Here is an 18,403-nt window from a genome sequence, read left to right on the forward strand (position 1 = left end):
ATGCGTTTCAAGTACGTCCTCAACGAGGTGCTGGTCGGTCTGTGGCGAAACGTCACGATGACCATCGCCATGATCATCACCATGACGGTGTCGCTGACCATGCTCGGCGCCAGCGTGTTGATGTATATGCAGGTCGACCAGATGAAGGACTTTTACTTCGGGAGGGTCGAGGTCTCCGTCTTCCTGCGCGAGGACGTCAACGACGCCCAGCGGACCGCCCTCGGCCAGATGATCGAGACCAACCCCCTGGTCGCCTCCCATGAGTACGAGACGCGTCAGCAGGCGTACGAGAAGTTCAAGGTGCTCTGGCGGAACTCCCCGACCTTCGTGGAGTCGGTCCGCCCGGACAGCCTGCCCGAGTCGTATCGCATCAAGCTCAAGGACCCCGAGCAGTACAAGGCCTTCGCCGATCAGTTCAACAACCAGCCGGGCGTCCAGGACGTCGTGGACCAGCGCGAGCTGCTCGACAAGATCTTCAAGATCTTCAACACGGTCCAGGTGATGTCGCTGGGGGTCGCCGCCTTCATGGCCCTGGCGGCGCTTCTGCTGGTCGGTAACACGATCCAGGTCGCCGCGTACAGCAAACGCCGAGAAGTCGCCGTCATGAAGCTCGTCGGCGCGTCCAACTGGTTCATCCAGGCGCCGTTCGTGCTCGAGGCGGTGGTCGCCGGACTCATCGGCGCGATCCTGGGCTTCGGTGTGATCTTCACGCTCAAGATCGTGCTGCTCGACGGCCGCCTGCAGGCCCTGGCCAACGTGCTGACGCCGATGCAGAATTCCGACGTCTGGCTGATGCTGCCGTTGCTGGCGGCGGTCGGCTCGGGAGTCAGCGCCATCACCGCGTGGGTCACCCTGCGTTTCTATCTGAAGGTCTGAGCCCGGACGGGCGAGAAGCACCGATCGCCGCGCATCTCATCCGGGATGCGCGGCGATCGCCGTTCTGCACGATTTCACCGGATAACTGCGGAACGTCGGGGTACGGTGACTCTTCGTGGAGCCCAAGAGACGACGATTTCGCCGCTTCCGTGCCGCCCTGACCGGGTGCCTGAGCGTGCTCTGCACCGCCGGGCTCCTCGCCACCGCGCCCGCCGCGGTGCACGCCGACCCCTCGGACGACGCCCGCCGGGCGAGCCGGGCCGTCGACCGGGCCGAGGCGATCCTCGAGGACGCCACCGAGACCGCCCGTAACGCCGCGCGGCGCCTGGAGACCGCGACGGCCGCCCTCCCCTCGGCGCAGAAGAAGGTCGCCACCTCGCGCGGTGTCGTCGCCGCGGCCTCGGTGCAGGCCGCGACAGCCCGGCGCAAGGCCGACGCCGCACGCCGCGCCTACGACCGCGTCGCCGCCGCCTTCGACGCGGCCCAGACCAGGGTGGACCAGGCCCGCGGGCGGGTCGACGACATCGCGGCCACGTCGTACATGGGCGGAAACTTCAGCGCCGTCAACCTCCTCGTCGGCGCCCGGGGAGCGCAGGACGCCATGGACCGCCTCGGCCTCATCAGCCAGGTCATGCGCAAGCAGCAGGAGGGCCTCAAGGAGTTCGTCGGGGCGCGGTACACGGCCCGTACGGCACAGGACAGGGCCGGACTCGCCAAGCGCACCGCCGAGGACGCCGAGCGCGAAGCCGGCGACAAGCTCGCCGCGGCACGCGACGCCCAGGCGGCCGCCCGGCGGGCCCGGGCTGCCGTCATCAAGCTCGCGCAGAGCCGCAAGGCGGCCCTGCACCTCGCCCGCTCCCAACGCGCCGCCGTGCTCGCCAAATACGAACAGGCCAAGGCCGAGGAGGCGCGCATCCAGGACGCGCTGCGCAGCTGGGACGAGAAGAACGGCGGCAGCTCCTACACCGGCGGCGCGCTGCAGATGCCCGTACACGGCTGGAAGACCAGCGACTTCGGCACCCGGTACGACCCCTACTACCGGGTGTGGCAGCTGCACGCGGGCATGGACATCGCCGCCGGCGGCGGCACCCCGATCCACGCGGCCGCCAGCGGCCGGGTCGTCCAGGCAAGCTGGAACGGCGGATACGGCAACTACACCTGCGTCAACCACGGCCGAAAACAGGGCCGTAGCTTCACCACCTGCTACGGACACCAATCCCGGATCCTGGTTCGGTACGGCGAGTACGTCCGCCGCGGCGAAGTCATCGGCAGGGTCGGCACCACCGGCGCGTCCACGGGCTTCCACCTGCACTTCGAGACGCGCTTCGGCGGCGTACCGAAGAATCCGGCGAATTATCTGCCGCGCTGCCTGTGCTGACCCGGCGCCAGGGTGGCCCTAGGATGCAAAGGTCCGGCCGAACGGCCGGGCCTTTTTGATGTCACTGGGTAGGGAGTCGAACATGCCGCGCGAACAGGGGCGCAAGGTCGTGGCCTCGAACCGCAAGGCGCGGCACGATTACGCGATCCTCGACACCTACGAGGCCGGCATGGTGCTCACCGGCACCGAGGTCAAGTCGCTGCGCGCCGGGCGGGCCTCGCTGGTCGACGCCTTCGGCCACGAGAACCAGGGCGAGATCTTCCTGCACGGAATGCACATCCCGGAATACACCCAGGGCACCTGGACCAACCACGAGCCGCGCCGCACCCGCAAGCTCCTCCTCAAGCGCGAGGAGATCCACAAGCTGATGGGCAAGCTCCGCGACGACGGCGTCACCCTCGTCCCGCTCCAGGTCTACTTCCACAATGGGTACGCGAAGGTCGAGATCGGGCTGGCCAAGGGCAAGAAGGCGTACGACAAGCGCCAGGACCTCGCTGCCCGCGACGCCAGCAAGGAAATCAACCGAGCGTTGGGGCGCCGCCGCAAGGGCATGGACTGACGGGCAATTCCGGGTGGCCCACGCACCCTCGCGACGGGACCGCCGACGTGCGGGCGTGGATCGACGGGTAACCTCGCCGCGGCCCACCCACCCGCGCGAAGGGACCGCCGTTGCCCGGCAAACACGCCGTGAGACAGTTCGGCCTACCCCGGTACTCGTTCACCGTCGCCGCCGCAGCGATACTTCTCGCCCTGGTCGCCTGGGTCGCCATCCGGGCGGCCGGGCCGACCCGGGACCGGACCCCCATCCTGATCGAGCCCTCCGCGTCGGCCACCGCCATCGCGGCCCACGCGCTGCCGATCGTCTCGGCCGGCCCCAGCTCCCGTACGCCCTCGGCAACGCCCCGCGTGACGAGCGCGTCACCCGTACCGAAGAAGACGGAACGCGCCACCACCAAGCCGCCTGCCCTCGCACCCACCCGGACGAAGTCCCCACCGGCCCCAGCCGCAACCCTGGCCGCGGACTACCGCACCAGCATCGAGGGACGACGGAGCTTCATGGTCGCGATCCAGGTGACCAACACCGGCACCACTCCCGACGACTTTCGCGTGAGCCTCACCTACGCCCCGGGCGACGGAGTCCAGCTCACCGGGGTGTGGAACGGCGAGCTCAGCCACTCCGGCGACACCTGGACGATCACCGGCGGCACCCTGGCACCCGGAGCGAGCACCATCGTGGGCTTCCAGGCGACCAAGCAGACCCGCGACGGCGTCCGCCCGTCCGGGTGCGCGGTGAACGGCACGCCCTGCCGCGTCGGCTGATACCGGAATGAAGTTCCGGCGCGGACACGTTAGGCTTGTACGGCAGCCGCAGTCGCGGCGGCCCTACGAGGGGGTGACTGGTTTCGACTTCGTACGTGGAGACAGGGGAAGCGAGCCGAGGAAGCCGACGTCGTCTCGAGAATCGGTCGTCGGAAACTTATAAGCGCCAAGGATAACTCCCGCGCTGACTTCGCTCTTGCCGCCTGAGGTAAGTAGCAAGTCTGTCGGACTGAGCACACCTCCGGCTCAGATCTCCGGCATCAGCTAGGAGGTTGGCCAATCGATTCCGGTCGCGGGGATCGTGCGGCGAGATTAATCAGCGACTGGGCCCGTCACACCAACTTGCTCACGTGATTGGTGGGGCCGAGTAGAGGCACAGTGAGCTGCGCTCGGAGAAGCCCTGACAAAGCAACGAAGGACCCGGGTTCGATTCCCGGCACCTCCACGAGTCCCAGGGGCCCCCTGTCCGCGGAAAGCGCGGACCGGGGGCCTCGTCTTGTCTGCTCCGGGGGCCGAGCCCCCGGAGGCCCCGCGGTGCGGTGGGCGCGGTTTTCGGCTTGCTCACGCTTGTGAGCGCATGCGCGGGCGCATTGCTGGCGCCTGCGGCGCATTGCTGGCGCCTGCGGCGCATTGCTGGCGCCTGCGGCCCGCCTCGGAGCGTTTATCGACCTTTGTGCCGGCTACGTCTCGGTTCGCTCCGGCCGTGAGCGCACGCGCCGCTGCGGCCTCCCGGCGGACGCTGGCGATTTCGGCTTCCATCGCCGCGATGCGCTGCTCAAGCTCCTCGGGGCTGCCCATCTGTGGATTGTTGACTGTTGTCGCGTCTGCGGCGAGGGGGCGGTCAGAGGTATCAGAGGTATTTGTGGAGGCGGATTGTGGTGGCGGTGGGGGTTGTGTGGATGCGGACCAGGTCGCAGAGGTCGTTGGTGAGGATCAGGCCGTAGCCGGCCTGGTGGTGTGCCGGGGGTAGGAGGCGGCCGGCGAGGGGGTCGGCCAGGTGGCCGGCGTCGTCGACCTGGCAGATGAGGACGCCCGGCTCGGTCCAGATGGTGATGCGTCCGCGGCCCGAGGTGTGTTCGACCGTGTTGGCGGCCAGTTCGTTCGCGGCGAGGACCAGTTCCTCGGTCTCGTCCGCGGACAGCGAGGCGGCCGCGTTGCGGCGGACGAAGTATCGGACCGCCGCCAGGGAGGAGTGGTCGCCGTAGACGAGGAATTCCGCGTCGGCGGGTGAGGCCGGGAGCTCCTGGTTGAAGGTGTCCGCCGTGTCGAACGGGTCGGCGTAGCGGTCGCTGACGCGGTGGCCACCGAACTCGATCATCGTCGGATGGGTGCGCCAGGCGTCCTCGACCACCGACGGGTCCAGCCGCTCGGCGTCGTATGGGCACAGGATGGCGGCGTCGCGGTCGACGAAGGCCGCGTTGATCAACGCCTCGTGCGCGGCGCAGGCCGGGTATTCCAGCGCCGTGCGGCCCTGCCAGATCGGTTCTCCGATGATCGATACCCGGCGGCCCGGGTGGTCGGTCGCGAACCTGAGCAGCACGCGCGGGATGATCCGGCCCGGGTTGCGGCCGGCCACCGCCATGTCGGCGAAGACGACCCGGTCGGCGACGTCGGTCAGGGCGGCCTTCAGCAGGTCGAGGTTCTTCCCCGGGACGGCCACCATGACCGGGTCGCCGTCGGCTATGGCGGCGCGGACGAACGCGGTGGTGCCCGCGAGATACTCCTGCTCGCCGCGGTACAGCAGCGCCGGATGGTCGAAGCGTGCAACGGACCTGTGGCCGGTCATTCGCTGAGTCCCTCTTCGCACACGCGAGTGCAGTCGGTCATGCGGAGTCCGCCTCGGCGTCCGTGTCCGAGGCGAGTGCTCCCCGGTCGCCATGAAAGTCGAGCAGCCGGGACAGGGCCGGTGAGGCGCCCACGAGCCGGAGTCCGCCCGCGCGGCGATCCACCGCCTGTGCCAGGATCCGCCCGGCCGCGGTGTCGGCGAACCGCAGGTCGGATACGTCGATCTCCGCCACCGAGCCGTCATCCTGGTCCACCAGGTGCTCGATCACCGCCGCGAGCGCCTGCCGGTTGAAGATGTCCGCCTCGCCCGCCAGGCGCAGCCCGTACGGCGGGGTGAGCCGCAGCCGCAGCGCGGACGCCGGATCGAACGGCATGTCGGTGCCGGCGGCACCGGCATGCGTGCTGGTGTGTCGGCGCAGACTCAACGGATCGAAGAGCCGGCGACTGTACGCGCAGATTCCCAGCAGGTAGCCCTCGGCGAAGAGCACGTTGAGCTCGGCCTCGAAACCCGGCAACCGCTCGGCGCCCGGCACCGACCGGCTCGCCCAGGACATGTCGGCGATGAGCCGCAGGCCTGGGAATCCTTCCTGGCGTGCCTTGTCACTCTCCTCCCGCAGGAGCCTCATGGCCACGGCGGGGTCGAAGGCGCCGCCGGAGGTCAGGCAGGACTCCGGCGTCGACGCGCGGAGGCTGCCGGCCGCGAGCGCCTCGGCGGTTGGCACGCCGCGGCACTCGATGGCGGCGAGAATCCCCTCGGGATCGTCGCCGGTGTAGATGACCCTCTCGCGCTTTCGCAACCCGGCCTGGACGACCTCGGCCAGCGTGTCGAGGCGCACGGCCTCGTCGTCGACGATCCAACAGACGTGATCACCGCGAGTGACCTGATCGAGGAGCGCTGACCCGGACACAGACCTTCCTCACCGCTGAACGGTTACGTGCCGTATACCGTACTCGCGGAAGGGGTTGCGCAGAGTAACCCAATTGGGTGACGGGCTCAGGGCAGGTCGATCGGCAGCTTGATGCCCTCCAACGTCGTGGCGCAGGGGCATTTCCGGTCGGTCGGCAGCCGGGTCACCGCGTCCAGGAGGACCTCGCGCAGCTTCGCCGTGTTCTGGGTGAAGACCCGGAAGACCTCGGACATGGTGACCCCGTGGTCGCCCTCGACGCCGGCGTCCAGGTCCGTCACCAGGGCGATGGCCGTGTAGCAGAGCTCCAGCTCCCGAGCGAGCACCGCTTCCGGGTGGCCCGTCATGTTGACGATCGAGCCGCCGATCGCGGCGAACCACCGCGACTCCGCCCGCGTCGAGAACCGGGGACCCTCGACCACCACCATCGTGCCGCCGTCGACCGGGCTGACCCGCTCCCCGGCCGCCAGCACGGCCCGGCGACCGGCGGGGCAGTAGGGATCCGCGAACGACACATGCACCGCGCCGCTGTCGTAGTAGGTCTGCTCCCGGCCGCTGGTGCGGTCGATGAGCTGATCGGGGACGACGAAGGTGCCCGGGCCCAGCTCGGGGCGCAGGCCGCCGACGGCACAGGGCGCGATGATCTGGCGTACACCCAGGGAGCGCAGGGCCCACAGATTGGCCCGGTAGGGGATCTTGTGCGGCGGAAACCGGTGGTCACGGCCGTGCCGGGGCAGGAAAGCCACCCGCCGGCCGCCCACGTCGGCGACGGTGATCCGGTCCGAGGGCGCACCGTACGGCGTGGACACCTCGTGTTCCGTCGCGCCGTCCAGCAGGGCGTAGAGGCCCGATCCGCCGATGACGCCGATCTCCGCCTCTGGGTGTCGCTCGTTCATGCGCAGACCTTATCGGTGGCCCGAACAGCAAGCTAATGTCCAAGCATGGCGGGAGAGCGAGGCTGTCGTGTTCAGTGAAGACCAGCGCGTCGGAGGTCGGTCTGTGGAGTCGATGACCGGTCAACTGCTGGTCGCGACCCCGACGCTGAAGGACCCCAACTTCGACCGTACGGTCGTGCTGCTCGTCGCACACGAAACCGGCGGCGCCCTGGGTGTGGTGTTGAACCGGGCGACGGAGGTCCCGGTCTCCGACGTCCTGGGCGACTGGGGCACTCTGGCCGGCGACCCGGCGGTGCTCTTCGAGGGCGGCCCGGTCCAGCCCGAATCGGCGATCTGCCTGGCCCGCACCCGCCCCGAGATCAAGACCCGGGTGTCCGGGTTCCACCAGGTCGCGGGCGCCCTGGGCACGGTCGACCTCTCCGCCGACCCGGACCGGCTGCGGGAGAGCGTGGCGGGCATCAGGGTCTTCGCGGGCTACTCGGGCTGGTCCTCGGGTCAGCTCGAGGAGGAGATCACGGCCGGCTCCTGGTTCGTCTTCGACGCTCTGCCGGGCGACCCCTTCGTCAACCGCCCCGACGACCTGTGGGCGATGGTCCTGCGCCGCCAGGGCGACATCCTCGCGGCGGTGGCGCACTTTCCGCCCGACGTGTCGCTGAACTGAGGACCTCCCCGCAAACGGGGGGCCCAAGGGTGTGTACTATTCCCTCTGTGCCCGGGCGACCGGACGCGGCAAGGGGCTGTGGCGCAGCTGGTAGCGCACCACACTGGCAGTGTGGGGGTCAGGGGTTCGAGTCCCCTCAGCTCCACCCTTTGAGCAAGGCAAACGCACCGTCTTCCAGAAATGAAGACGGTGCGATTTTTTTTTGGGTACGGGGAATACGCCATCATGTGACGTGAGTCACATGATGGATGGCGTCCGATTCAGGGACCAACGAGAAGTGCGACGGCGGGTAACGGGCATCCGCGTCAGCTGTCCCGCTATGGAACTTCGGGCATCGATTCCTTGCCCCGGGTCTGTCCGACCCCCGATCATCGTGCCTTTCGCCCGCGCAGGAATGGACGACACGTGCAGCAGAATTCGGCCGTCAACGGTCGTGGCTGGAATGAACCGGCGACCGTCGATCTCAGTGGACGGTGCGTGGGGAATTCCTACATCCTCATCTGCCCTGTCGGGCAGGGTGCCACCGGCACGGTGTGGCGGGGCATGGAGCGTACGTCCGGCGAACATGTGGCGGTCAAACTGTTGCACGAGGGCATGCTGCGCCAGCCGAAGCTGGTGACCCGGTTTGTGCAGGAGCGGACCATCCTGATGATGCTGCGCCACGAATACATCGTCGGCGTCCGCGATCTGTTCAGCGCCGGCGAGTCGCTCGGGTTGGTCATGGACTTCGTCGCCGGCGGCAGCCTGCGGGAGCATCTGCGCCGGGAAGGCACCCTGCCGGCCGGCGAGGCGGCGCGGCTGCTCGCCCAGGTGGCGGCGGCCCTGGCCGAGGCGCACGGGATCAGCGTCGTCCATCGTGACGTCAAGCCGGACAACATCCTGCTGCGGGACGACGGCGGGCGGTTGGACGTGCGGCTGACCGACTTCGGGATCGCCCGGATCCTCGACGCGCCCGGCCTCACCACACCCCAGGCGATCATCGGGACGCCCCACTACATGGCACCCGAGACCATCAGCGGCGGTGACCCCACCCCATCCGCCGACGTTTACGCGCTGGGTGTGGTGCTCTACGAGCTCGTCGTCGGGCGGCCCCCGTACGCCGGTGACCCGATGGCGGTGCTGCGCAGTCACCTCGACGAGAAGCCGGTGCGCCCGGCGGGGATCGCGGACGAGCTGTGGTCGGTGATCAGCTCGTGCATGAACAAGGACCGGGAGCAGCGACCGACGGCCGTCGAGCTCGCGGTCACCCTCTCGAGTCTGGCCCGGACCCTGACGGGCGTGCCGGCGCTGCCCGGGCCCGTCGCCGAGCCGGACGCCAGCGACGACCCGCCGCCCTACCCGGCGCCCTGCCCGGCACCGTCTCCGCTGCGCCCCGCCCGGCACCCCTCGGCGCCCGGTAACCCGCGGCCGAGGTCGCCGCGGAACCGGCCCGGCACGTGGCGGTGGCGCCGACCGGGCGCGATGGCCGCCCTGATCGCCGTGGTCCTGCTGTCGTCCGCGGTCGCCGGCTACGGCGCATGGTATTCGCGGGCTCTGCAAGCGGCGGGGTCTTCCGCCGCCGCCGCGCCCCGGGCCGGCGCCGCCCCGAACGGTGACCTGCCAGGCGGCGGGTCGGCGGTCAAACCGTCCCAGGTGCCCGTGATCGCCACGCCCATCGCGGCGGGAGCCGTGCCGGCGGGCGGCGCGGACGGGCGGCGGTACGGCTCCGGCGCCGCGAAGGATGTGTCGGTCGGACCGGCGAACGCCGCCGTCTCCGTCGACCCGGGGAAGGTGGGCGACCTCGTCCGCTTCGGCCCGTGGCAGTGCGGCGACGCGTACACCTGGGACATCGGTCATCCCGTGCTCGCCAAGCCGTGTCACTCGGTCGGCAGTGCGATCCGGGTGGTGGGGCACATCGAGGCGACGCCCGGGGTGCAGGCGGACGTGTCCCTGTCGGTGCGGGACGCGCAGACCGACGACGTCGTCGCCGGGCCGTACGTCTGCAAAGCCCTGACGTTCACCGACCTCGTGCTCAAGCACACGTGCGGACCCGTCGACCTCGACGCTCCGCACGGCCGCCGCTACCGCGTCGTGGAGAGCTGGCAGTACACCGGGCGTGCCCTGCTGCCCGGCGGAACGGTCGAAGGACTGGAATTCCTCTGGTGAGGTTCGGGCCCCGTCAGTCGAGGGCGACCCGGTTCCGGCCGCCCTCCTTGGCCCGGTACAGGGCGTGGTCGGCGCGGGCCAGCAGCGCGTCCAGGCCGTCGTCGGCGGCGGTGAGGCGGGCCAGGCCGACGCTGATCGTCACCGCGACCGGGCCGACGCGCGTCCGCACCGGCGTGGCCTCGACCGCCGCCCGCATCCGCTCGACCACCTCGAGGTCGGCGCCCGCGTGGTCGGGCAGGACCACCGCGAACTCCTCGCCGCCGTAACGGCCGAGCACATCGGAGGACCGGATGCCGGCGGCGACCCGGCGGACCACCTCGGTGATGACGTCGTCCCCGGCGCCGTGCCCGTACGCGTCGTTGACGTGCTTGAAATGGTCGATGTCGAGCATCACCGCGGCGAGCTGCCGCTTGCCGCGGCGGGCCACCTCGACCAGGCTCCCGGCGAGGTCGTGGAAGTGCCGGCGGTTGGCGATGCCGGTGAGGCCGTCGGTGATGGCCAGCTCCTGCACCTGGCTGAAGAGCTGGGCGTTGTCGTACGCGCTGACGCCCTGGCTGGCGAGGGCGGCCGAGACGTCGCGCTGGCTGTCGTCGAAGGCCGCCGCGGTGAGAATCACGACGCCGGCCAGACGGTCGCGGGCGACGAGCGGGACGACGAGGGCGGCGTCGGTCGGATTCAGCACGCCGCTCAGCGGTGCCGGCACCCGACCGGCCTCGGGTGCGTCGGCGACGTCGAACCCCTCGTGGCGACCGCCCAGATGGTCGGCGTCGGTGTCGCCGTACACGTCGGCCACGGTGAGGATGCCGTCCAAGGGGTCGGGCAGCAGCAGCATGCCTCCGGTGGCGGCCGCGTTCTCGGCCAGGGTGGTGAACAGCCGGTCGAGAACCTGTCGCGGCTGGTGCAGCGAGTTCAGCTCGGCCAGGCTGGTGCGCAGCAGCTCGGCCAGCTCCTGCTGGTGGCGGGCGGTGCGGACGGCGACGTCGAGCTGGGCGGCGCGGGCGGTCTCCAGGGCGACAGCCACGTGACTGACGATGGCGGTCAGCACCTCGACGTCGTCCTCGGTGAAGACGCCGCGGGCGAGCCGGCTGTCCAGGTACACCACGCCGGTGAGCCGGCCACCGAGCAGGACGGGCGCGACGATGATGCTGCGCAGGCCGTGCGCGACGACGCTGCGGGAGCCGAGGGCGGCGCCCTGGTCCGTGCCGGTCACCACGACCGCCTCGCCGGTGTCCTGGACCCGGTGGATCAGGGTGGAACCGTAATCGGTGACCGTGTCGAGGTCGGCCCCTTCCGCGTCCCGGCCGGCGAACCGGCGCAGCCGGCCGGTGTCCTCGTCCCGCATGAACAGCAGGGCGCGCTCGCCACCGAGGATGCGCAGCGTCTCGTCGAGGGCCACGCGGGCCAGCTGGTCAGGGTCGAGGACGGTGGCGGCCGCGACGCTGACCTGTTGCAGAGCCTCCAGCCGCCGGTTGCGTTGGGGGTCGGCGATTCGGGTGCCGGAGTGGCCGTACCGCTCGGCGGAGCGGGACCGGTCGACGCCGAACTCGGCGCGTACCTGGCGGATCCGGTGTTCCCAGCCGTGCGTCTCGGCCAGGTGGGCAGCCACCTCGGCCTGCCGCTCGGACTCCGTCACCCGGCCGAGCCGGCGCATGGCCCGGGCTCGGATCCGGGCCAGGTCGAAGTCGAGCAGCGGCGCGTCCAGCGACCACCACCGGGCCTCCGCCCGGTAGGCGGCCGCGATCGCCGCCTCGGGCCGGCCGGACTGCTCCAGGAGCGCGGCCCGCGCCGCGTCGTGCGATGCCTTGATCAGCGGGGTACGGGCGATGCTCTTCAGCTCGCGCACCGCCACCCGGGCGGCGGCGAGCCGGGCCGGCCGGTCCGCGTCCGTGGCGGTGCGCACCTGCGCGAGCCGGCCGGAAGCGCGGAACACGAAGAACCAGTGGTGGAAGACGAACATCTCCTTGCGGGTCAGCCGCAGCTGTTCGAACTCGGCCACCGCGTTGTCGAACGGTTCACCCAACTCACCCTGTTCCAGCGCGAGGAACAGGTTGGCGACGGCGATGTTGGCGCGCTGCGACACCGACGCGCCGTGCGCGACGGCGTTCCGCACGGCGGTCAGGGCTTCGGCGGCGTCGCCGTGCCGGCCCTGCAACGCCGGTGTCATCGCCCCGAGCAGCGAGAAGAAGTCCGCGGTCAGGTGCGTGGTGCCGGGGGGCAGGAGGGCCAGCCCGCGCTGGTGGACGGTGTCGGCCACGCCGGCGTAGCCGCGCAGCAGCTGCCGGATGCCCATCCAGCCATAGCCGGTGAGGAACTGCGCCGGCGCGAGCCAGCGCGAGTCGCGGTGAATCGACCGTTCCCACGAGCTGCCGTCGTCGCCGCCGGAGAGGTGGGTGGCAGTGCCGAGCATCCACGAGATGTACGCCATCACCGCCGGATCGCCCGCCGCCGCGGCGGCGTCGCCGGCCCGGGCGAAGCAACGCCGGGAGATCGGGCGCAGCCCGGCCAGCGCGCAGAAGAAGCCGAGCATTCCGTACGCCCGGGCGTACGCCACGCCGGGTCCGAGGCGGTTCACCAGGTACAGCGAGCGCATCCCGTAGAGCGCCGCGCGGATCATCCGCAGCCCGATCGTCGACCCGTAGGCGGCGGCGTCGAGGAGTTCGGCGCGGCGGTGGAAGTCCTCGCGACGCTGCCCGGTCACCGTGCCGGCCCCGATGCCGGTGCGCCGGACCAGCGCTCCCGCGACCGCGGCGCCGAGCGCCGACAGCACCAGCGGCAGGGTTCGGCGCGGCACCGGGTGGCCCAGCTCGGCCAGCGCCCGGGTGGCCGCCTCGACGGAGGGCGCGTCCGCCCAGGAGGTGTGCTCCAGCTCGGCCAGGGTGGCCCACAGCTCGGCCCGAGCACCCGGGTCGGGCTCGGCGGCGATGGCCCGGTGCAGCCCGTCGCGGGCCTCGGCGAACCGGCCCGTACGCAGGTATGCCCGGGCCAGCGCGTGCGCTACGGCCGTGGGCACCGGCTGGCCCAGCTCGGTGGCGGCCGCGACGGCCGCCTCCAGATAGCCCGCGGCGTCGGCCGGGGCCTGGTCGGCGAGCGCCTGGGTGCCGGCGGCGACCGCACTGCGGTACTGCGCCTCCGCGCCGCTCTCCGCCCCGGCGGCGGCGTGGTGCCGGGCCACCGCGTAGGCGTGCCCCAGCTCGCGCTCGGCCGGTGCCAGCGCCTCCAGCGCCTCACCGGCCCAGCGGTGCAGCCGCCGCGTGTCGTCGGCGGGCAGCTCGGCGAGGAGCGCCTCCCGGACGCCCGGGTGGACGAAGGTGTACCGACCCGCCGCGCCGCCGTTGACGAGCCGGCGCGCCGCGGCGGCGCCGATCGCGGCCGCGACCTGGTCGGGCGGCAGGTGGCCGGTGGCGGCCACGAGATCCAGCCGGAACCGGTTGCCGAGCACGGCGGCCACGGCGAGCACCGCCCGCTGCCCGGCGGTGAGCCCGTCCAGCCGGGCGACGATCAGTTCGCAGCCGCCGCCGGCGGGCAGCGCGTCCAACCCCTCGCTCGCCAGTTGCCACGTGCCCCAGTGCGGCACGAGCAGGCCGCCGTCGACCAGGTCTCGCAGATACTCGACGGCGGCGAACGGCAGGCCGCCGCTGCGGGCGGCGATGTGCGAGGTCAGCTCCGTCGGCGCGCTGGCGCCCGGCAGCCGGGACGCCACCAGCGCGGCGACGGCGCACTCGGCGAGCGGCGGCACCGGGACCGTCGCGTCCAGCGCGGCACCGCAGGCGGCCCGCAGAGCGCTGAGGTCGGCACCGTCCGGCGCGGTGAGCACGACGAGCAGCGGCACGTCCGCGATGCTGTCCGCGATCGCGGTCAGCACCCGCAGCGTGGGAGCGTCGAGGTGGTGCGCGTCGTCCAGTTCCAGCAGCAGGCCACCGCAACCCCGGGCCAGCTCGGTCAGGAAGGTGGCCAGCGCGGCCGCGAACTGCTCGTCCCGGCCCTGTCCCGCCGCGTCGGTGCCGTCGCCGAGCAGGTCGGCGAGGGCCGGCGAGGCGGTACGGACCAGCGCGGCGCCGGCCGGTGCGGCGGCGGCCCGCAGCCGGTCCCGGGCGGCGTCGCGTTCCGGCCCGGACAGCCGGCGCACCCCGTCGGCATAGCGTTCCAGCGCGGCACGCAGGGCCGCCAGCGGGGCCTCCGGCTCGGGTGCGTTGCGGGCCCGCAACGCGACCGCCCCGGCGTCGGTGACGGCCTCGGCGAGCGCCGCCGCCAGCCGGGTGCGGCCGGCGCCCGTCGGACCGTGCACGAGCACCATGGCGCCAGCCCCGCCGGCCGCGGCCGCCCAGTGGGCGGTGAGCGCGGCCAACTCGGCGTCCCGGCCCACCAGCGGCAGCTCCGCGGCGGGCACCTCGGCGGCGCCCCCGTCCCCGCCGCGCTGGCCGCCGCAGCGGCGCAGGGCGAGCAGGAGTTCGCGCGCGTCGGGAAACCGGTCGTCGGGATCCTTGGCGAGCAGCCGGTGGATCACCGCGACCAGTTCGCCGGACGCGTCCGGACGCAGGGCGCTCAGGTCGGGCGGGGCGGCGACCGCATGCAACCGCAGCAGTTCGCCGACATCGGCGGCGTCGAAGGGCGGCCGACCGGCCAGGCACTCGAACAGCACCACGCCGAGCGAATACAGGTCGGAACGGCCGTCGACCGGCCGCCGGAGCATTCCGGCCTGCTCGGGGGCCGTGTAGCGGAACGTGCCGACCGCGTCGGCGGACTCCCCGCCGTCCGCCGCGGCCAACCCGAAGTCGATGAGGGTGGCCGGCCCGGCGGGCGGCAGCATGATGTTCTGCGGCTTCAGATCGCGGTGCACCAGCCCGGTGCGGTGCGCCGCGGCGAGCGCGCCGGCCAGCTCGACGGCGAGGGCCAGCACCCGCTTCTCCGGCAACGGCCCGTCGGCCAGCACGTCGGCCAGGGTCTGGCCGCCGATCAGCTCGGTGACGAGGGCGGGGTGGCCCTCGTACAGCCCGACCGCACAGGGCCGCAGCACGCCGGGATGATCGACCCCGGCCAGCAGCGCCGCCTCGCGGCGGAACGTGATCAAAGATCCCGCGTCAGTGACGTGGCGAGCCTGCTTGAGGGCGTATTGGGACTCTCCGTGCCGCACCCGGAAAACCGTGGTGGCGGCGCCTCGACCGAGAACCTCCTCGATCACCAGGCCGGTCAGCTCGGGTGCGTCCACGGCTCGCCCGGTCATGCCCAGCCCGCCGCTCATCGTCCCGCCCCACCTCGCGTCCGAGAGCCGCGCGTTGCGGGGCCCCGCGAGGAAGATATCGGCGTGAAATGACCGAATCTGAGCCCAACGGGCCCGGGGAAAACGGACAGCGTTCGCGGACGGGGCGGTAACGCGCGGGCGGGAAACGACCGGTCAACCGCGAGCGCCGACCGCCGCGGTGCGCGAGGAGGCGGCTTTTCGCCCGCGCACCCCGGCCGTCGGTCCGCGGCCGGCGAGCGAGACGACTATCGCGACCCCGATCAGGGCCGCCGAGGTGGCGAAGGCGACCCGCATCCCCGAGGCGACGTCCCCGGGACCCGCCGCGAGGTCGAGCGTCGACGAGGCGTGGGCGAAGACCGTACCCATGACCGACGCCCCGGTGATCAGGCCGAGATTGCGCGACAGCGTCAGCATGCCCGACACCGCGCCGCGTCGGTCGGAAGCGACGTCCAGCATGACGGCGGTGTTGTTGGCGGCCTGGAAGAGTTGGTAGCCCGGGGTCAACACGGCCATCGCCGCGAGGTAGCCCGTCAGGCCCCACATCGCCGGGAGGGTCGTCAGGGCGATCGTGCCGGCGGCCATGGCGACGAGTCCGGCGAGGACGGCGAACGGGGCTCCACGCCGGTCGACGACGCGGCCGGCGGGAACCCCGGTGAGGGCGGAGATGACCGGGCCGGCCGACATGACCAGCCCGGTGACCGCCGCGTCGAGGCCGAGCGCGCGGGACAGATAGAACGGGCCCACCACCAGCGTCGTCATCATCACCGTCGAAACCAGCGTGTTCGCGGCCAGCCCGGAGCTCAACGCCGGATCGCGCACCATCCTCCGCCGAAGCGCCGGTAGGGCGAACAGGCCGAGGCCGACGGCCGCCAGCAGCACCCCGGTGAGCACACCGGCGCCGATCGTGACGGCCAGGGAGTAGGCCGCGAGCGCGAGGGCGAGCAGGAGCGTCTTGCGTACGTCGAAAGTGGATTGCGCCGTTCGCCGGTGGTCGGCCGGAAGGTGACGGTGGACGAGGACCAGGTTCAGGACTCCCAGCGGCGCCAGGACTCCGAAGATCGCCCGCCAGCCGGGACCGGCGAGCAGCAGGCCGCCCAGCGACGGGCCGAGCGCGGTGCCGACCGCCGACATCGTGCCCAGCAGGCCCATGGCGCCGCCCATTTTCGCCCGGGGAACCGTGTCGCGGACCAGCGCCATCGTGAGGGCCATCAGGACGGCCGCGCCCAGGCCCTGCAAGGCCCGCGCGGCGATCAGCGCACCGAGCGTCGGCGCCAGGCAGCAGAGGATCGACGCCACGGTGAACAGGGCTGTCCCCGCCGAGAGCACCCGGCGGCGGCCCAGCGTGTCACCGAGGTGGCCGGCGCCGACGATCGCGACGGTGATGGCCAGAAGATAGGTCAGGACCACCCATTGGACCGCCGGGAAGGACGCGTCGAAAGCCTCCGCCAGCGTCGGGAGGGCGACGTTCGCGACGCTCGTACCGATGGAGGACAGCAGCATCGACAACGCCAGGCCGACGACCGCCCATCGTGGGGAAGGGGTCATGACGCCAGGCTCGCGGGCCACCCGACGCAGAGGCAATCATCGTTGCCGAAACAGGGAACGGCAAAATGGCGCCATGGCCGACTTCGCGCTCCACGTCCAGCCCGTCGACGCACAGGAGTGGCTCGAGACGGCCCGCCGGGCCGAGGCCACCGGCTTCGACACCCTGCTCGCCGCCGACCACCCCGGCTCGTGCGCCGCACCGTTCGTCGCGCTCGCCGCGGCGGCCGCGGTCACCACGCGGATCAAACTCGGTTCGTACGTCTCGAACGCCGGCGTGCGGGAACCGATGCTGCTGGCCGCCGACGTCGCCACCCTGGACGTGGTCTCCGGCGGTCGCGCCCTGCTCGGCCTCGGCGCCGGTCACACTCCCGCCGAATGGGACGCGATCGGGCGGGTGCGGCCCGGCGTGCACGGCCGGGTCGATCGCTGCCTCGCGGTCGCCGACGCGACGGTACGGCTACTCGCCGGCGAGAAGGTCACCGTCGCCGAGCCCGGCCTGACCATGCTGGACGCCTTCCTCGAACATCCCCGGCCGGTCCAGGAGCGGATCCCCCTGCTGATCGGCACGGCGAACTCCCGCCTGCTGCGCTGGGCGGGCGAGCACGCCGACGTCGTCGGGCTCACCGGCTTCGGGCGTACGAAATCCGACGGACACCAGCACGAGGCCCGGTGGCGGCTCGCCGAGATCGACGCGCAGGTCGCCCTGGCCCGCGAGGGCGGCGACGCGGTGCTCGAGGCGCTGGTCCAAATCGTCGAGATCACCGACGACCCGGAGGCCGTCCTCGGCGAGCACGCCGAGCGCCAGGGTATGAGCGTCAGCGAGCTCCGCGAAGTGCCGTTCCTGCTCGTCGGCACCGAGGACGAGATCGTCGAGGCGGTGCGTCGCAACAAACAACGGTGGGGAATCGCGCGGTACGCCGTACGCCGGAATGCTCTTGATCTGATCGGTCCGTTGCTGCCGGCACTGACCGCGATCTAGCGGTCTACTCCGCCAGGAGTTCGTGCTCGACTTTGACGCGGAAGTCCGCATAGATCTGCTTGTAGCGGGCGACGGCGGCCTGATTCTCACCGCGCTCCAGCAGCCCGAGAACCTCCTCGTGACCGGTGATCCAGGTCTGCCAGAGGTCGCTCTCCGCGCCCATCGCCAGAATCCGCAGGGTCCGGGCGACCACCAGATCCACCATGGACTGCAGCTCGCGGTTGCCGCTGGCGAGGATCACGATCGTGCTGAAATCCGCGCCGGCGGCCCCGGCCGCCAGCACATTGCCGGCCCGCAGCCCGTCGACGAACTCATTCTGCCGCTGGCGCATGAGATCGAGGTGGGTGGCGGTCAGATTCTCCACCCCCCACTCGAAACCGGCGCCGGCCAGCACGCTCATCACGTCGATCAGCTCGAGCGCGTTCTTCTGCGTCACCTTGGTGACGTGACGCGTGCGGTTCGGCGCGATGTCGATCAGACCCTCGACCGAGAGCTGGGCGATCGCCTCCCGCACCGGCGTGATGCTGACCCCGAGGCGGGCGGCGAGCTCCGCGTCCTTGACCAGCGTGCCGGGCGGGAGCTCGCCCGTGACGATCTCGTTGCGGAGCTGACGCACCACGGCGGCCGTACGGGTCGGCGGAACCGTGTAGGACATACGGAGAGCCTATACACCG

General features: G+C 71.7%; 14 protein-coding genes, 1 tRNA gene and 1 other RNA gene. 9 read left to right on the plus strand and 7 right to left on the minus strand.

Going from position 1 to position 18,403, the window contains the following annotated elements; all coding sequences use genetic code 11:
* The 5 genes from ftsX (at position 1) to ssrA (ending at position 4,022) form a co-directional block, all read left to right on the plus strand.
* Complete coding sequence (ftsX, locus tag AB0M36_RS15035; RefSeq protein WP_364157092.1) at positions 1-876, plus strand: permease-like cell division protein FtsX; 876 nt, start codon at positions 1-3, stop codon at positions 874-876.
* A gap of 115 nt (positions 877-991) precedes the next feature.
* Positions 992-2,254, plus strand: a complete 1,263-nt coding sequence (locus AB0M36_RS15040; protein ID WP_364157095.1) for a M23 family metallopeptidase — start codon at positions 992-994, stop codon at positions 2,252-2,254.
* 82 nt (positions 2,255-2,336) lie between these two features.
* Positions 2,337-2,813 (plus strand): SsrA-binding protein SmpB, encoded by a 477-nt coding sequence (smpB, locus tag AB0M36_RS15045; RefSeq protein ID WP_364157098.1) that lies wholly within the window; start codon positions 2,337-2,339, stop codon positions 2,811-2,813.
* A 110-nt stretch (positions 2,814-2,923) separates the two neighbouring features.
* Entirely contained in the window at positions 2,924-3,574 is a 651-nt protein-coding gene (locus tag AB0M36_RS15050) for a cellulose binding domain-containing protein (RefSeq protein WP_364157100.1), read from the plus strand.
* Between the two features lie 69 nt (positions 3,575-3,643).
* Positions 3,644-4,022: a transfer-messenger RNA gene (gene ssrA, locus AB0M36_RS15055) on the plus strand.
* A 113-nt stretch (positions 4,023-4,135) separates the two neighbouring features.
* Here ssrA and AB0M36_RS15060 read toward each other — a convergent pair.
* From AB0M36_RS15060 to AB0M36_RS15075, 4 genes are all read right to left on the minus strand, one after another.
* Positions 4,136-4,372 (minus strand): DUF1192 family protein, encoded by a 237-nt coding sequence (locus AB0M36_RS15060; protein WP_364157103.1) that lies wholly within the window; start codon positions 4,370-4,372, stop codon positions 4,136-4,138.
* A 52-nt stretch (positions 4,373-4,424) separates the two neighbouring features.
* Positions 4,425-5,360, minus strand: a complete 936-nt coding sequence (locus tag AB0M36_RS15065) for a sensor histidine kinase (protein WP_364157105.1) — start codon at positions 5,358-5,360, stop codon at positions 4,425-4,427.
* A gap of 37 nt (positions 5,361-5,397) precedes the next feature.
* Positions 5,398-6,267, minus strand: coding sequence for an MEDS domain-containing protein (locus AB0M36_RS15070; RefSeq protein ID WP_364157108.1), 870 nt, complete (start codon positions 6,265-6,267; stop codon positions 5,398-5,400).
* Positions 6,268-6,353: 86 nt separating this feature from the next.
* The gene (locus tag AB0M36_RS15075; protein WP_364157111.1) at positions 6,354-7,160 is read right to left on the minus strand and encodes an S-methyl-5'-thioadenosine phosphorylase; all 807 of its coding nucleotides are present in this window, start codon (positions 7,158-7,160) and stop codon (positions 6,354-6,356) included.
* Positions 7,161-7,272: 112 nt separating this feature from the next.
* Between AB0M36_RS15075 and AB0M36_RS15080 the strand changes: the two genes are divergently transcribed.
* From AB0M36_RS15080 to AB0M36_RS15090, 3 genes are all read left to right on the plus strand, one after another.
* Entirely contained in the window at positions 7,273-7,821 is a 549-nt protein-coding gene (locus AB0M36_RS15080) for a YqgE/AlgH family protein (protein ID WP_364157114.1), read from the plus strand.
* A 72-nt stretch (positions 7,822-7,893) separates the two neighbouring features.
* A tRNA-Ala gene (locus tag AB0M36_RS15085) sits at positions 7,894-7,966 on the plus strand.
* A gap of 260 nt (positions 7,967-8,226) precedes the next feature.
* Positions 8,227-9,966, plus strand: coding sequence for a serine/threonine-protein kinase (locus tag AB0M36_RS15090; protein WP_364157117.1), 1,740 nt, complete (start codon positions 8,227-8,229; stop codon positions 9,964-9,966).
* A gap of 13 nt (positions 9,967-9,979) precedes the next feature.
* On the opposite strand, the gene AB0M36_RS15095 is transcribed toward AB0M36_RS15090, so the two are convergent.
* Positions 9,980-15,205, minus strand: a complete 5,226-nt coding sequence (locus AB0M36_RS15095) for a diguanylate cyclase (RefSeq protein WP_364157120.1) — start codon at positions 15,203-15,205, stop codon at positions 9,980-9,982.
* 153 nt (positions 15,206-15,358) lie between these two features.
* A complete protein-coding gene (locus tag AB0M36_RS15100) occupies positions 15,359-16,750 on the minus strand; it encodes an MFS transporter (RefSeq protein WP_364157122.1) in 1,392 nt (463 codons plus the stop codon).
* Positions 16,751-16,823: 73 nt separating this feature from the next.
* Between AB0M36_RS15100 and AB0M36_RS15105 the strand changes: the two genes are divergently transcribed.
* A complete protein-coding gene (locus AB0M36_RS15105) occupies positions 16,824-17,729 on the plus strand; it encodes an LLM class flavin-dependent oxidoreductase (RefSeq protein ID WP_364157125.1) in 906 nt (301 codons plus the stop codon).
* Between the two features lie 4 nt (positions 17,730-17,733).
* On the opposite strand, the gene AB0M36_RS15110 is transcribed toward AB0M36_RS15105, so the two are convergent.
* Entirely contained in the window at positions 17,734-18,384 is a 651-nt protein-coding gene (locus AB0M36_RS15110; protein WP_364157128.1) for a GntR family transcriptional regulator, read from the minus strand.
* Positions 18,385-18,403 lie beyond the last annotated feature (19 nt).

It is taken from the genome of Actinoplanes sp. NPDC051346, from assembly GCF_040682215.1.
GTDB lineage: Bacteria > Actinomycetota > Actinomycetes > Mycobacteriales > Micromonosporaceae > Actinoplanes.

Coding starts and splice junctions, on each gene's coding strand:
- ftsX (WP_364157092.1), top strand. CDS start 1: ATGCGTTTCAAGTACGTCCTCAACGAGGTGCTGGTCGGTCTGTGGCGA.
- smpB (WP_364157098.1), top strand. CDS start 2,337: ATGCCGCGCGAACAGGGGCGCAAGGTCGTGGCCTCGAACCGCAAGGCG.
- AB0M36_RS15060 (WP_364157103.1), bottom strand. CDS start 4,372: ATGGGCAGCCCCGAGGAGCTTGAGCAGCGCATCGCGGCGATGGAAGCC.
- AB0M36_RS15065 (WP_364157105.1), bottom strand. CDS start 5,360: ATGACCGGCCACAGGTCCGTTGCACGCTTCGACCATCCGGCGCTGCTG.
- AB0M36_RS15075 (WP_364157111.1), bottom strand. CDS start 7,160: ATGAACGAGCGACACCCAGAGGCGGAGATCGGCGTCATCGGCGGATCG.
- AB0M36_RS15080 (WP_364157114.1), top strand. CDS start 7,273: ATGACCGGTCAACTGCTGGTCGCGACCCCGACGCTGAAGGACCCCAAC.
- AB0M36_RS15095 (WP_364157120.1), bottom strand. CDS start 15,205: ATGAGCGGCGGGCTGGGCATGACCGGGCGAGCCGTGGACGCACCCGAG.
- AB0M36_RS15100 (WP_364157122.1), bottom strand. CDS start 16,750: ATGACCCCTTCCCCACGATGGGCGGTCGTCGGCCTGGCGTTGTCGATG.
- AB0M36_RS15105 (WP_364157125.1), top strand. CDS start 16,824: ATGGCCGACTTCGCGCTCCACGTCCAGCCCGTCGACGCACAGGAGTGG.
- AB0M36_RS15110 (WP_364157128.1), bottom strand. CDS start 18,384: ATGTCCTACACGGTTCCGCCGACCCGTACGGCCGCCGTGGTGCGTCAG.